A 12,141-nucleotide genomic window follows, 5' to 3' on the forward strand; every position below is an offset into this window, starting at 1 on the left:
ACGGAAAATATAACTAATCATATGAGATATATATAGTTACAGAGAAGACATTGTGAACCGCTTCACCTTTCAGCCCACCGCTTTCTCGCATAATCCGCCATAGATAACACACACAGCCCCTGTCGATCTTGTACGGAGTTCACAATGAACAATGTTCTGGGATTTCTTGAAGCAAAACTGATGCCTCTGGCGGCGAAAACTGCCCAGCAGCGTCATCTCGGCGCTATTCGTGGCGCCTATGTTTCATTCATGCCTTTTATTATTGTCGGTTCAATTCTGCTGGTGATCTCGTCGTTTCCTAATCAGAACTATCAGCAGTTTATGGCCAGCACCTTCGGCGCCAGCTGGAGTGCGATAATTGAAATCCCGTTCAATGCGGTATTTTCCACGATGTCGCTGTTTATCAGCTTCCTGGTGGCCTACCGCCTGGCGGAGCACTACGGGGATGACCGTATCTCCTGCGGCATCCTCTCGCTGGTGGGATTTTTGATCCTCACCCCCTTTATTAAAGTCGCTGAAAACGGCGGTATCACGGTGATCCCCGTTGAATGGATCGGTACCAAAGGTTTGTTCGTCGCCATGATCGGTTCGCTGGTGTGGACCGAACTCTTCTGCTGGTTAAAGCGCAAGAAGCTGGTGATTAAGATGCCTGACGGGGTTCCACCCGCCGTGCAGGAGTCTTTCGCCGCCCTGATCCCGGCCCTGCTGGTGATGATTCTGATCCTGGCGATTCGCATCGGGTTTGAACACACGCACTACGCCACTATTCACCAGTTCATTTATGAGGTCGTCGCCTCGCCGGTTCGCCATTACGGTACCTCCTATTTCGGCGCGCTGATGACCGTATTCAGCATCACTATTCTGTGGTCCGTCGGCATCAACTCCGGTTCAATGATCAACGGCATTATTCGTCCTTTGTGGATGGAAAATCAGACCGATAACATCGCCGCGATTCAGGCCGGCGTGACCCCGCCGCACATTATCACCGAGCAGTTCTTCGATATGATCTGGATGGGCGGCGCGGGCGCAACGCTGTCGCTGGTGATCGCCATGCTGATTTTCGCCCGCAGTAAAAATATGCGCGAGGTCGCCCGCCTCGGGGCCGGCGCTTCCATCTTTAATATCAACGAACCCATCCTCTTCGGCCTGCCGGTGATCATGAACCCGATCATGCTGATCCCCTTTAACCTCGTGCCGCTGGTGCTGGTCACGGTGCAGTACGCGGCGATGAAAATCGGCGCGGTGGCCGTCACCACCGGGGTGTTTATTCCCTGGACGCTGCCGCCGGTGATCAGCGGGTTTATCGTGACCGGACATCTTAGCGGCAGCGTAATGCAGATCCTCAATTTGCTGATTGGCGCCATGCTGTACCTGCCTTTCATGCGTATCGTCGATAAGCAGTATCGCGCGGCGGAGACAACCTCCCGTACCGAAACGGACAACACGCTTGCTAAACAGGAGTAAACCAATGTGGGGAATGATTGCCACCTGGCGAATGGCGCTGGAAGGGGTAACGGAAGCCGCGACGGCGCTGGCAGCCGGCGCTGATACCGCCAGCGCCGTGGTCGATGCGGTGGCGGCGGTAGAAGATTTTCCGCTCTACAAATCGGTAGGCTACGGCGGGCTACCGACGGAAAACGGCGAGGTTGAGCTGGATGCCGCCTTTATGCATGGCGATACCCTCGCCTTCGGTGCGGTCGGCAACCTGGTGGATATTGCCAACCCGGTCAAAGTGGCCCACGCCCTCAGCCGCCAGCGCTATAACAGTCTGCTGGTTGGCCAGGGCGCCAGAGAGTGGGCCATCAGTCAGGGATTCGCCGCCAAATCCATGCTGACCGAGCGGGCCATGCAGCACTACCGGAAACGCTGTCGCGAAACGCTGGATAAAGGCCTCAGCCCTTACGACGGCCACGATACCGTAGGCATTATCGGCCTCGACAAACAGGGCTCCATGAGCGTCGCCACCTCGACCAGCGGCCTGTTTATGAAAAAGCGCGGGCGGCTCGGTGATTCTCCGATTATCGGCTCCGGTTTCTACTGCGACAGCGAAATCGGCGCCGCTACGGCGACCGGCGTCGGTGAAGATCTGATGAAAGGCTGTACCAGCTACGAGATTGTCCGGCGAATGGCTCAGGGCATGACGCCGCAGGAGGCGGCGGACTCGGTAGTCTGCGAGCTGGAAGACAAACTGATGTCGCGCTTTGGCCGTGCGGGCGATCTCTCGGTGGTGTGCATGAACCGCCGCGGCGAATTCGGCGCGGCCACCAATATAAAAACCTTCTCCTTTGTTGTCGCCACCGCGACGCAGCCGCTCACCGTATTCTGCGCCGAACGCGTGCAGGAGAAAACCCATTACCGTCCGGTGGACGACGAATGGATGCAGGCCTATGCCGCACGCATTCGCGCCCCCATCGAGGAGTAACCATGCTGGATTATCGCTTAATCAATCAACTGGATAGCGACTGTAACGGCGCGCACCTGGTGACCTGGCCGGGCAGCACGCTATTAAAACAGGCCCCGCTCAACGACAGCACTCTGCTCACAGAAATGGCGGCGCAGGCCGCCCGCGGCGAGGTGGCTGACACCCGCTTCGGCTGTTCGCCCTTCGCGCGCATCACTCTTATCCCGCAGGCTCACTGGCAGGATGCGCTTAACGACGGGCTGAGCGAGACGCTGCGGCCGCTATGTAAAAAGCCGGTGAGCGAATCGCTTATCCTTGATTGTTCGCTGGGAAAGACCGCCGGCGCGTTAACCAAAGCGCTGCGCGAACTGTTTAATCTCGACTGGCAGCTTGCTGATTTAGGTCTGCATCAGAATACAGCCGTCAGGCCACGCCTGCGTCAGCTGGTCCTCTACGCCTTACCTGAACAGCGGTCGACGCTGGATGCCCTCGCCCATCGTCAACGGGCCACGGCGCACGGTATGCTCGCCGCGCGGCGGCTGGCGGATCTGCCTTCGGAGCAGTGTACGCCGCAGTACGTGGTGGAAGAAGCCCGTCGTCTGTGCGCCGATATTCCTGCTCTGCGCTGCGAAGTTCTCGATGAAAAAGCGATTGTCGATCAGGGGCTCGGCCTGCTGCATGCGGTGGGTAAAGGTTCTGAACGCCCGCCGCGCCTGCTGGCGATTCATTATGAGGGCGTCAGCGAGGGCCCGGTTCGCTGCTACGTCGGTAAAGGCATCACCTTTGATACCGGCGGGCTGTGGCTCAAGGAAGGCGCCGGAATGTACACCATGAAGTACGATATGTGCGGTGCAGCCAACGTTCTCGGCCTGATGCTGAGCATCGCCGAGCTGGCGCTACCGGTGCGGGTAATGGGGGTACTGGCGCTGGCGGAAAACGCGATTGGTCCCGGCGCCATGCAGCCGGGCAGCGTCGCCCGGGCCTGCAATGGCCTGACGGTAGAGATCAATAATACCGATGCCGAGGGCCGTCTGGTGCTTTCCGACGCCATTGCCTGGGCCAGCCAGCGGTATCCGCAGGCGCGCTATATTATTGATATTGCGTCCCTCACCGGCGCGGTGGTTAAGGCGCTGGGCTATGATTTGAGCGGTTTGATGACCCAAAGCGACACGCTACGAGCGGCGTTGACCGAGGCGGGGTTAAAGAGCGGAGATGAGGTCTGGTCACTGCCGCTGGATAGCAGGCTGAAGAAACAGACCGCAAGCGCAATCGCCGACCTGTGCAACACGCCGGGCAATAACGCAGCGATCAGCGCTTCGGCTGCCTGGCTTTTGCAGCATTTCTGTCCGCCGGAGATCCCGTGGGCCCATCTGGACGTCAGCGGTACAGCGCTGTGGCGAGAAGGTGGTAAATGCGTCGCTTCCGGTCGGCCTGTTCCGCTGCTGGTGCAGCATCTGCTCGACGATATCGGAGAGAGTTAACCCCTCCCCGGAGGCGATGCTGCGCATCTGTCCGGGCTACGTGTTCTCAGCAGTCAGCGATCCTGTAGCCCGGCTAAGCGCAGCGCGAGCCGGGAAGAAGCCGCAGCAATACCACGTCTCCGCACATTCCCCGGGTTGCGGGTTACCAGCAGCCTGCGGGCCGGTAGCCCGGGCAGGCGCTTTGCGCCGCCCCCGGGAAAAGAGCGCAGAGTGGCAGAATTTCCCGGAGGCGATGCTGCACATCTGTCCGGGCTGCAAAATCCGCAGGCTTTCTGGCCCGGGAAAGGCCCTACTGCTCGCTCGCCACCGGTTTTACTCTCACCGCAAACAGCACAATCACCATCGCGCTGACCAACAACAAACCGCTGCCAACAAAAACCCCGCTGGCGCCGTTAAGATCGAACACCGCCCCGCCGCCGGCGGCACCGGCGCTAATCGCCAGCTGGATAGAAGCCACCAGCAGACCCCCCGCGCTTTCCGCCTCATCCGGCACCGTGGTGGCAAGCCAGGTCGACCAGCCCACCGGCACCAGGCCAAAGGCGAAGCCCCACATTGCCACCAGCAGACCGTCCAGCAGCGCGAAGTGGCCGAACGTCACCATCATCAGCGCCAGCACGCTCATCGCCAGCGGTACCAGCGCCAGCGTCATGCGCAGGCTTCTGGCCAACAGATGTCCGGCAATCGACGTGCCGATAAAGTTCGCCACGCCAAAACCGAGCAGGATCAGGGAAACCCCTTCGACGCTGGCCTGCGCCACGGTTTCGAGGAACGGACGCAGATAGGTAAAGAAGGCGAAGTGGCCGCTAAAAATCAGGATTGTCGCCAGCATTCCGCCAACCATGCCCGGACGGCGCAGCACTTTAACCAGGGTGGCAAAGCTGCCCGCGCTCTCCGGCCGCATGGAAGGCAGAACCCACAGTTGCCAGAGCAGCGCAACCACGCTCGGCAGCGCACAGATAAGAAATACGTTGCGCCAGCCGATCAGCGCGCCGAAATAGCTGCCCAGCGGCGCGGCAACCACCGTCGCGATGGAAACGGCGGAAAAGATAATCGCCAGCGCTTTCGGCACCATCGCCGCCGGAACCAGACGCATGGTGGTCGCAGTCGACATCGACCAGAAGCCGCCGATGGCGATCCCCAGCAGCAGACGTCCCAGCAGCAAAAACTCCAGCGAACCGGCGAAGGCCACCATCATGCTGGAGATAATTTGCAAAACGGAGAAGAACATCAGCACCCAGCGGCGGTCAATATTTCGCGTCGCGGTGGTGATCAGCAGCCCGGTAACTAACGCCACCAGCGCCGTCGCGGTCACAGCCTGCCCCGCCATGCCTTCGCTAACGCCCAGGCTTGCCGCCATCGGCGTCAACAAACTGGCAGGAAGAAACTCGGCGACAATCAGGCCAAATACTCCCAGCGCCAGCGCATAAACGGCGCGCCACGCGGGCCTGGCGTTGGCCAGGCTCTCTTCAGCTGCAATGCAGGAACTCATAAACATCTCTCCAGAACAATTAACATTTCGTTAAGGTTAGGCGGTTCTGTTCGGACGATCTATGATACATACTCTGTGATTATTGATAATTCGTCCGGGAATGATGTTATGACTCAGCACGCCCTCGATCTCACCAGCGAACTTCTGCGCGGCATGCGCCTTTCCGGCGTCAACTACCGCCGCATCGAAACCTCGCGCCCTTTTGGCGTCGAATTCGGCTTCGTACCTGGTAAAGCGCAGTTCCACTTTATCAGCCGGGGACCGGTACTGCTGCGCATGGTCAGCGGCCAGCGCCTGATGCTGCAGAGCGGCGATGCGCTGTTTATTCCTAACGGCGATGGTCACGTGCTGCTCTCCGATGACCAGGCAACGGTGGTTAACGTGTCCAGACTGCCCAGCGAACCGGTTTGCGACTCGGTAAGCTGCGTCAAAAACGCCTGCGACGACGCGAAAAGCGACAGCGCCATTATCTTCAGCGCCTGTATGGACTTTGAGCTGGGCGGCATGCAGCCGTTAGTCAAAGCGATGCCCGAAGTGATGCTGGTCAGCAGCCTGCTGACCAGCCGTCCGGAGATCCCGCCGATGCTGGCAGCCATGGAACGCGAAAGCCTCACTCGACAGGCGGGCTACGCCGGTATTCTGGCGCGGCTGGCCGATGTGGTCGCCGCGCTGATTGTCCGTGGCTGGGTGGAGTGCGGCTGCGGCAACGCCACCGGCTGGGTACAGGTGCTGCGCGATCCTAAACTGGCTAAAGCCATTTACGTTATGCATCAGCAGCCGGGCATTAACTGGAAAGTCGAGGATCTGGCCCGCGAGGCGGGAATTTCGCGTTCGGTATTTGCTGAACGCTTCCTCTCCGCCACCGGCACCACGCCCGCCCGCTATCTTACCGAGCTGCGTATGCGCCTCGCGGTGCAGTACATTTCCCATGAGGGTCAGGCGCTGGAAAAAGTGGCCTTCAGGCTGGGGTACAGTTCTCATGCCGCCTTCAGCCGCGCCTTTAAACGCATTATCGGAAAGGCGCCGGGCGCGCTGCGCGATCTGTCGCGGGAAGAAGGATTTTAGCACTGTCCCAGTTCACGGGTGCGCCTGACCGCCGCCTGTACGCTGCGCTGAAGCCCCGCGGCAAAATCGCTGTTGTTCAGCTCATACAGACCGTGGATCCCGACTCCAGCCGGGGAATTGTTGATATCCAGAAGCTGGCGCGGATGCTTCTGGCTTTGGCGCAGCATCTCGACCGCGCCGAGCAGGTTTTCCAGCACCACCTCCGTTGCCTGGGGTCGAGGCAGTCCCGCCAGTACGCCGGCATCGGTAAGGGACTCAATAAAGTAGTAAATATAGTTAGGTCCCGCGACGCCGAAGCCGGTAAAGATATCGATCAACCGCTCAGGCAGATACAGCACTTTGCCAAAGCCGCGCAGAAACGGCTCGATCTCAGCCGCGCTGGCGTGGGCGTTTAAGGTCACACCGCTATAGCCAAATCCGGTATCGGTCAGGGTATTGGGGATCGCCCTGGCAATCGGCGTTGCCGCACCAAACAGGGAGGCCAGCTTTTCCAGGGTCACCCCCGCGACCAGAGATACCACCGTTGTCGAGCCGTTTAGCTGCGCGCGCACGCGGTTCGCCACCCCCGCCAGATCGTCCTGCGGACGAATCCCCAGCACCAGCAAAGAGGCCTCGTTTACACCACCGTCGCGCGACAGCCGATAACGGGCGCGCAGAGCCTCGACTCGCGTGCTGTCGATATCCTCGAGCGAGATCGCGTCCGCCCGCAGCGCACCGTGGCTTAATGACGCGCGAATAATCGCCTCCGCCATCTGTCCGGCGCCAATAAAATGGATCCTGGCCATGAGTATTACTCCTTATTCAAAAAGATATTCACCGTTGCCAACGCGAAAGCGTCGGCCTTTGAGCGCCGGGTCGGCAACGCGAAACCCCAGTTCAGTCAGTTGATTCGCCGCGCCCTGGCGGAAAAGAAACTCTCGACCGCCCACCGCCAGCCCCTGCCGCCTTGCGGGGTAAAACCAAACAGCTGCTGCCAGCGGTCGCGCACCGCCTGAGGATGCTGTATGGTGAAAACCGCGCGCTGCAGTTCAATCTCCCCCTGCGGATGGAGCGCAGCGCCACCCGATACAGCGCTTCATTATCCGGCAGCAATCGTGACGCATCCCGGGAGAGTAAAAACGTCTCCGCGTCGGAAAGCAGCTCTGTATCATCGGCAATCGCCAGAAATTCGATCCAGGTCAGACCGAAATAGCTCAGCACATTTCAGGTCCCCAACCCGGGTGGCGTCCACCGGCCACCGCGTTGAGCTTTTGCCCGCTTAATACCTGAACCGCCGCTTCCGGCTGATTAACAAACTGGACCGTGTGGCCCCACGTTAAGGTTGCCATTCGCCCTCCCGCTCCTCTGCCTGATAAAAACGCAGCCGACAGGCAGCATCGCCGCGAGCCAGCGCGGTCTGCACCTCTAAATGCAGCCCCGGAAACGCGTCGGTTAGCGCACGATCGCCTTCCATGCAGATATCGCACAGCGTCTCAATTTCGCTGGCGCCTCGCCCCTGCTGCCGCCAGCAGTTGACATAGGGACAGTAGTGAAACAGGACGATAAATTCGGCCCGGCTGGCGCTAACGGGCTCCATCTCATAAACCTGAGATTCCAGACCGCGGGTAAACAGCCCGGCGAACTCCTGCAAATCTTTTCGATCGCGCATTTGCGCGCGCAGCTTATACCCGATATCGCGGCCATAGTGGCGTATTGCTTCACGGACAGAATCATCCGCGATATCGCGCTGTCGGCTTTCGTCCAACAGGTAACCGATCGTTGCCGCGCGTTTTTCAGTAATGGCGCGCAGCGCCAGGGTCACCTCATCGTTTAAGGTGGCGGCGTTATGCGCCGGTTCCGAGCTTATTTGCGTCATGCGCTTATTCCCAGTCGATATTCACTTTCACGTCGCTGGCGCCCGGCAGGGCATATACATCTTCGGCGTACCATTTCCGCGAGAGGTCAGCGAGCGTGCCGTCCTTTTTCAGGGCAACCAGTTGCGCGTCAATCGCTTTGATTAGCTGCGGATCGGTATTTTTTTTATACAAATAGACGTTAGGAAACAGGCCGACGGAATCCGAAGCTTTCAGATTAAGATTTAGCGCCTTATTTAACGCCAGCAGCGCGCCAATAGGATAAATCGCCGCATCGTATTCCCCGGAGGCTACCGCTTTAAAGATATCGGCGGCAGACTGCTCGCCGTTGGGCTGCAGGTTAATTTGTTGGCCTGGATGTTTTTTATTGTAGTTTTCAATCACCGTATAACGGGCGTCGGAGGTATGAATCGGCACCAGTTTTTTCTTACCGCTGGCGAGATCGCCAAGGTTATGAATATCGTTCTCATCGTTACGTACAATCAGGCGTAAATCGCTGATCCCGGTCGGCTCGCCGGAGTGGTCGTATTTTTCCGCCCGCTCTTTGGTGAGATAAAAGTGATCCGCCGCGAGGGTATAGGCGCCGGTCGATAGGCCGACGATCATCGCATCGCGAGAGACCGCATTAAAATGAAACGTATAGTCCGTTAACCGCTGGTCCAGCACCTTTAACAGGTCGCCATCGTAGCCGGTAATATTGTTGTTATCGTCAACAAAGCTAAAGGGAAAACCGTTAGCATTGACGACAACCTCAACCGTTTTCGCGTTTGGGCTTTTTTCAACCGCCTGCGCGGCGTCCATTCCCATTGCCAACACCAGCGCACTCACCAGTAAAATTTTATTTTTCAAAATACCTTCCCCAAAATGATAACCGTGGAACACTCTTTTCTGAGTTGCCTTGCCAGCGGACGCTCAGAAATCTTTCTGCCCTGCGCAATGCTCTGGCAATCGCCAGGCACAGCACGATATAAATCACCAGCACGACGCAGTAGGCTTCGACAAAATGAAACCCGCGCGCGGCGGCGATATTGGCTTTCGCCATCAGATCAACAACGGTGATGGTGTAAACCAGCGAAGTGTCTTTAATCAGATCGATCAGCACGCTGGTAAAGTTCGGCAGCGCGGATACCGCCGCCTGTGGAAAAATAATGCGTCGGAACTGCGTGAACCCGCTCAGCCCGATTGACCATGCAGCCTCGCGCTGCCCCTTATCAACCGCGTTCCATCCCGCGCGAAAGGTTTCGGCGAAATACGCGCTGAAGATCAGCGATAACGCGGTGACCGCCGCCGCCAGCGGCGAAAGTTTATAGCGGTACATCGTGTCCTGCGGGCCGCCGAACAGCCCGGCGGCAATCCACGGCCAGACGTAAAAAAAGAAATACAGCATCACCAGGACCGGGACCGAACGGCCAAAGGAGAGGAAAACCTTCGCCAGCCATTGAACGCCGGGTACCTGACGAATAATCGTCCACGCCAGCGCTGCGCCCAGCAAAGTGGAAAACAGTAAGGATAAAAACGTTATCGTCAGGGTGACCGGCAGCGCGCTTAAAATAAACGTAAAATTGTCCCGAATGAACGCCAGGCTAAACATGTTAATTTATCACTCCAGCAGGAACTGATATTTCTTTTCAATACGAGTGGTAAAATAGAGAATAATACTATTTAGCACCCAGTAGACGATAATAACGCTAATAAATGCCGCGACTTGTTTAGCCCCGTAGCTATTTTGCGAAATCTTTTGTGCACGACCAAAAATATCCACAATGCCAATAATATTGACCAGCGAGGTCATTTTCACGAGATTAATTAAAAGATTGCCAAAGACGGGAATAGCAATAATAAATCCCTGGGGGAAAATAATCCGTCGTATTCCCTGATGCCAGGGAATATTCAGGCTGATAATGGCCTCTTTCTGGCCGCTATCCACCGCGCGCCACGCTGAACGCATCATTTCTGCAAAGTAGGGACTGATGCTGACCGAGATAGACAGCACCGCAAAGGTGGTATCGCTAATCCACAGCGGCGGCAGCGCCAGCGCGGTCAAAATTAATTTGCCGCCGAAGAAAAACAGCAGGATCAGCAGCGCCAGAGGCGCGCCGCGCAGAATGTCGGTATACCCCTTTGCCGCCGCGCTGAGCGGCTTAAAGCGGCTAAACTGCAGCAGCACAATCAGCAGCGCGATCGTCAAACCAAGCAGCAGCGACGCCAGCGTTATGCCGAGAGTCACGGGTAAATTTTCCAGCAGTTTCGGCACTATTCCGGCGATATCCTGCCAGCTAAACAGCGGGTTATTGTTCATCATCAGCCTCAGGCATGATAGTGCAGTTGCGCAAGAAACGCCCGGGTTCGGCCCTGCTGCGCTGCGCCAAATATCTGTTCCGCCGGGCCCTGTTCAACGATTTCACCGTTTTCCATAAATACCACCCTGGAAGCGACCTGACGGGCGAACGCCATTTCGTGGGTCACGATGATCATCGTCTGGCCCGCGGCGGCAATGGTCTGAATAAGCTCCAGCACTTCACCGACTTTTTCCGGATCCAGCGCGGAGGTCGGCTCATCCAGCAGCAGAACGGCGGGGTTAATCGCCAGCGCCCGCGCAATACCGATACGCTGCTTTTGGCCGCCGGAGAGACTGTGCGGATAGTGGTCTTTTTTATGCAGTAACCCCACCTGCTTTAAGAGTCGTTCAGCAATAGCCAGCGCCTCCTGCCGCGGGCGCTTTTTAGCGTATATCAGGCCTTCGGTAATATTTTGCAGTGCGGTGAGATTATGAAAAAGATTCCACGATTGAAAAACCATAGCGGTTTTTGAGCGTAGTTTTTCAATCTCCTTTTTTCCCGCTTTTGCGCAATCCAGCGCCACATCATCTATTCTTATTTGCCCGCTATCGGCAGGCTCTAAGAAATTAAGTGTACGTAATAGCGTGGTTTTCCCTGAGCCGCTGGGGCCAATAATGCAAATAATCTCGCCGGAATGAATGCTGAGAGATACCTCTTTTAGCACTCTTTCACCGGAGAAGCTTTTACTGATCTTATTGAGCGTTATCATAATGAGATATTCGTGAATAATGATTATTTGCCGCACACCGGCAATTATTGCTGTACAAAAACTATATTGCCGCCGTTCGAATGATAGCAAACAAGAAAATCATCTATCGAAAGTCAAAAAATAACTTTTTATATATTTGTTATGACAATGAGGCTGGATTGTAATCAAACTTTATTAGCAAAACAGGATAGCGTTAACCGATAATTTTTATTCAGATTTTTTGAACAATGAGAACAAATTGTTTCGATTTTAATCATCTCGTCGCCGTCCTATCATTTATCACATCGGGGCAACAACGCTCCAACACTGACAAAACGCTTAAGGAATACGACCATGAAATCCATCAAAACTTTCGTTGCAGTTGCCGCACTCTCTATGATCTCTTTCGGTACTTTTGCGCAGAGCATTAGCGCCAGCGCTTCCACACTGGACCGCGCAGAAGCCAAAATTGCCGCTCAGGCCGCAGAGCAAGGCGCGTCTTACAAAATCACCAGCGCTCAGTTCAATAACCGCGTGCATATGACCGCTGAGCTGACGAAATAAAATTTGAAACATTGCCGGGCCGCCGGAAGACACAGGCGACAGCGACAACACGATGAAATAAGGAACAAAATATGAAAAATATCGGCGTAGTCACCGCACTGCTGTTAGCCGCTACCCTTTCGTCCGGCGCGATGGCCGCAGAGAATAGCTTTGCGCGCCCGGAGGCAGGTTCAAATATCGATACATCTGTGCAGCAGAATCATATTGATGTCAGCCATGCCTTTGATAAAGAGAGCCTGACCGCAGGCAATCTTCAGTAAA

At 56.6% G+C, this 12,141-nt stretch carries 13 protein-coding genes and 1 pseudogene; 6 read left to right on the forward strand and 8 right to left on the reverse strand.

All coding sequences use genetic code 11. The features are described 5' to 3' along the window. Nucleotides 1-144: 144 nt before the first annotated feature. Genes celB through ABLV12_RS25620 form a run of 3 tightly spaced genes read left to right on the forward strand, consistent with a single transcriptional unit; the run spans nucleotide 145 to nucleotide 3,882 of the window. Nucleotides 145-1,464 carry a PTS cellobiose transporter subunit IIC gene (gene celB, locus ABLV12_RS25610; RefSeq protein ID WP_160886544.1) on the forward strand — a complete coding sequence of 440 codons (1,320 nt, stop codon included), beginning with the start codon at nucleotides 145-147 and terminating at the stop codon, nucleotides 1,462-1,464. Between the two features lie 4 nt (nucleotides 1,465-1,468). Then, on the forward strand, nucleotides 1,469-2,422 hold the full coding sequence (locus ABLV12_RS25615) for a N(4)-(beta-N-acetylglucosaminyl)-L-asparaginase (RefSeq protein WP_023321003.1): 954 nt from the start codon (nucleotides 1,469-1,471) through the stop codon (nucleotides 2,420-2,422). Between the two features lie 2 nt (nucleotides 2,423-2,424). Further along, the gene (locus ABLV12_RS25620) at nucleotides 2,425-3,882 is read left to right on the forward strand and encodes a leucyl aminopeptidase family protein (protein ID WP_160886548.1); all 1,458 of its coding nucleotides are present in this window, start codon (nucleotides 2,425-2,427) and stop codon (nucleotides 3,880-3,882) included. Nucleotides 3,883-4,171: 289 nt separating this feature from the next. On the opposite strand, the gene ABLV12_RS25625 is transcribed toward ABLV12_RS25620, so the two are convergent. Then, the gene (locus ABLV12_RS25625) at nucleotides 4,172-5,371 is read right to left on the reverse strand and encodes an MFS transporter (RefSeq protein WP_160886550.1); all 1,200 of its coding nucleotides are present in this window, start codon (nucleotides 5,369-5,371) and stop codon (nucleotides 4,172-4,174) included. Nucleotides 5,372-5,479: 108 nt separating this feature from the next. On the opposite strand from ABLV12_RS25625, the gene ABLV12_RS25630 reads away from it, so the two are divergent. After that, complete coding sequence (locus ABLV12_RS25630) at nucleotides 5,480-6,436, forward strand: AraC family transcriptional regulator (RefSeq protein WP_004851102.1); 957 nt, start codon at nucleotides 5,480-5,482, stop codon at nucleotides 6,434-6,436. On the opposite strand, the gene ABLV12_RS25635 is transcribed toward ABLV12_RS25630, so the two are convergent. The 7 genes and pseudogenes from ABLV12_RS25635 to ABLV12_RS25665 form a co-directional block, all read right to left on the reverse strand. Then, nucleotides 6,433-7,221 carry a pyrroline-5-carboxylate reductase gene (locus ABLV12_RS25635; RefSeq protein WP_105890207.1) on the reverse strand — a complete coding sequence of 263 codons (789 nt, stop codon included), beginning with the start codon at nucleotides 7,219-7,221 and terminating at the stop codon, nucleotides 6,433-6,435. The genes ABLV12_RS25630 and ABLV12_RS25635 overlap by 4 nt on opposite strands. Before the next feature lie 12 nt (nucleotides 7,222-7,233). Continuing rightward, nucleotides 7,234-7,764, reverse strand: a pseudogene (locus ABLV12_RS25640) (VOC family protein). Next, nucleotides 7,752-8,291 carry an L-2-amino-thiazoline-4-carboxylic acid hydrolase gene (locus tag ABLV12_RS25645; RefSeq protein WP_115239581.1) on the reverse strand — a complete coding sequence of 180 codons (540 nt, stop codon included), beginning with the start codon at nucleotides 8,289-8,291 and terminating at the stop codon, nucleotides 7,752-7,754. The pseudogene ABLV12_RS25640 and the gene ABLV12_RS25645 overlap by 13 nt, the downstream one beginning before the upstream one ends. Nucleotides 8,292-8,295: 4 nt before the next feature. Then, nucleotides 8,296-9,138: a transporter substrate-binding domain-containing protein gene (locus ABLV12_RS25650; protein ID WP_160886554.1), complete on the reverse strand. Its 843-nt coding sequence runs from the start codon at nucleotides 9,136-9,138 to the stop codon at nucleotides 8,296-8,298. Beyond that, a complete protein-coding gene (locus ABLV12_RS25655; protein ID WP_348867455.1) occupies nucleotides 9,128-9,880 on the reverse strand; it encodes an amino acid ABC transporter permease in 753 nt (250 codons plus the stop codon). The genes ABLV12_RS25650 and ABLV12_RS25655 overlap by 11 nt, the downstream gene beginning before the upstream one ends. 9 nt (nucleotides 9,881-9,889) lie before the next feature. Beyond that, nucleotides 9,890-10,588 carry an ABC transporter permease subunit gene (locus tag ABLV12_RS25660; protein ID WP_004113220.1) on the reverse strand — a complete coding sequence of 233 codons (699 nt, stop codon included), beginning with the start codon at nucleotides 10,586-10,588 and terminating at the stop codon, nucleotides 9,890-9,892. An 8-nt stretch (nucleotides 10,589-10,596) separates the two neighbouring features. Continuing rightward, entirely contained in the window at nucleotides 10,597-11,337 is a 741-nt protein-coding gene (locus ABLV12_RS25665; RefSeq protein WP_004102264.1) for an amino acid ABC transporter ATP-binding protein, read from the reverse strand. Between the two features lie 333 nt (nucleotides 11,338-11,670). Between ABLV12_RS25665 and ABLV12_RS25670 the strand changes: the two genes are divergently transcribed. Both ABLV12_RS25670 and ABLV12_RS25675 read left to right on the forward strand, forming a co-directional pair. Continuing rightward, nucleotides 11,671-11,880, forward strand: a complete 210-nt coding sequence (locus ABLV12_RS25670) for a YdgH/BhsA/McbA-like domain containing protein (protein ID WP_004102265.1) — start codon at nucleotides 11,671-11,673, stop codon at nucleotides 11,878-11,880. A 71-nt stretch (nucleotides 11,881-11,951) separates the two neighbouring features. Continuing rightward, nucleotides 11,952-12,140 carry a hypothetical protein gene (locus tag ABLV12_RS25675; protein WP_004113223.1) on the forward strand — a complete coding sequence of 63 codons (189 nt, stop codon included), beginning with the start codon at nucleotides 11,952-11,954 and terminating at the stop codon, nucleotides 12,138-12,140. Nucleotide 12,141 lies beyond the last annotated feature (1 nt).

It is taken from the genome of Klebsiella sp. CN_Kp100 (genome assembly GCF_040065315.1).
Lineage (GTDB): Bacteria > Pseudomonadota > Gammaproteobacteria > Enterobacterales > Enterobacteriaceae > Klebsiella > Klebsiella oxytoca.

What these genes read in the sequence shown, in the direction of transcription:
- celB (WP_160886544.1), top strand. Translation starts at nt 145, where the DNA reads ATGAACAATGTTCTGGGATTTCTTGAAGCAAAACTGATGCCTCTGGCG.
- ABLV12_RS25660 (WP_004113220.1), bottom strand. Translation starts at nt 10,588, where the DNA reads ATGAACAATAACCCGCTGTTTAGCTGGCAGGATATCGCCGGAATAGTG.
- ABLV12_RS25675 (WP_004113223.1), top strand. Translation starts at nt 11,952, where the DNA reads ATGAAAAATATCGGCGTAGTCACCGCACTGCTGTTAGCCGCTACCCTT.
- ABLV12_RS25635 (WP_105890207.1), bottom strand. Translation starts at nt 7,221, where the DNA reads ATGGCCAGGATCCATTTTATTGGCGCCGGACAGATGGCGGAGGCGATT.
- ABLV12_RS25630 (WP_004851102.1), top strand. Translation starts at nt 5,480, where the DNA reads ATGACTCAGCACGCCCTCGATCTCACCAGCGAACTTCTGCGCGGCATG.
- ABLV12_RS25670 (WP_004102265.1), top strand. Translation starts at nt 11,671, where the DNA reads ATGAAATCCATCAAAACTTTCGTTGCAGTTGCCGCACTCTCTATGATC.
- ABLV12_RS25655 (WP_348867455.1), bottom strand. Translation starts at nt 9,880, where the DNA reads ATGTTTAGCCTGGCGTTCATTCGGGACAATTTTACGTTTATTTTAAGC.
- ABLV12_RS25620 (WP_160886548.1), top strand. Translation starts at nt 2,425, where the DNA reads ATGCTGGATTATCGCTTAATCAATCAACTGGATAGCGACTGTAACGGC.
- ABLV12_RS25645 (WP_115239581.1), bottom strand. Translation starts at nt 8,291, where the DNA reads ATGACGCAAATAAGCTCGGAACCGGCGCATAACGCCGCCACCTTAAAC.
- ABLV12_RS25615 (WP_023321003.1), top strand. Translation starts at nt 1,469, where the DNA reads ATGTGGGGAATGATTGCCACCTGGCGAATGGCGCTGGAAGGGGTAACG.
- ABLV12_RS25665 (WP_004102264.1), bottom strand. Translation starts at nt 11,337, where the DNA reads ATGATAACGCTCAATAAGATCAGTAAAAGCTTCTCCGGTGAAAGAGTG.
- ABLV12_RS25625 (WP_160886550.1), bottom strand. Translation starts at nt 5,371, where the DNA reads ATGAGTTCCTGCATTGCAGCTGAAGAGAGCCTGGCCAACGCCAGGCCC.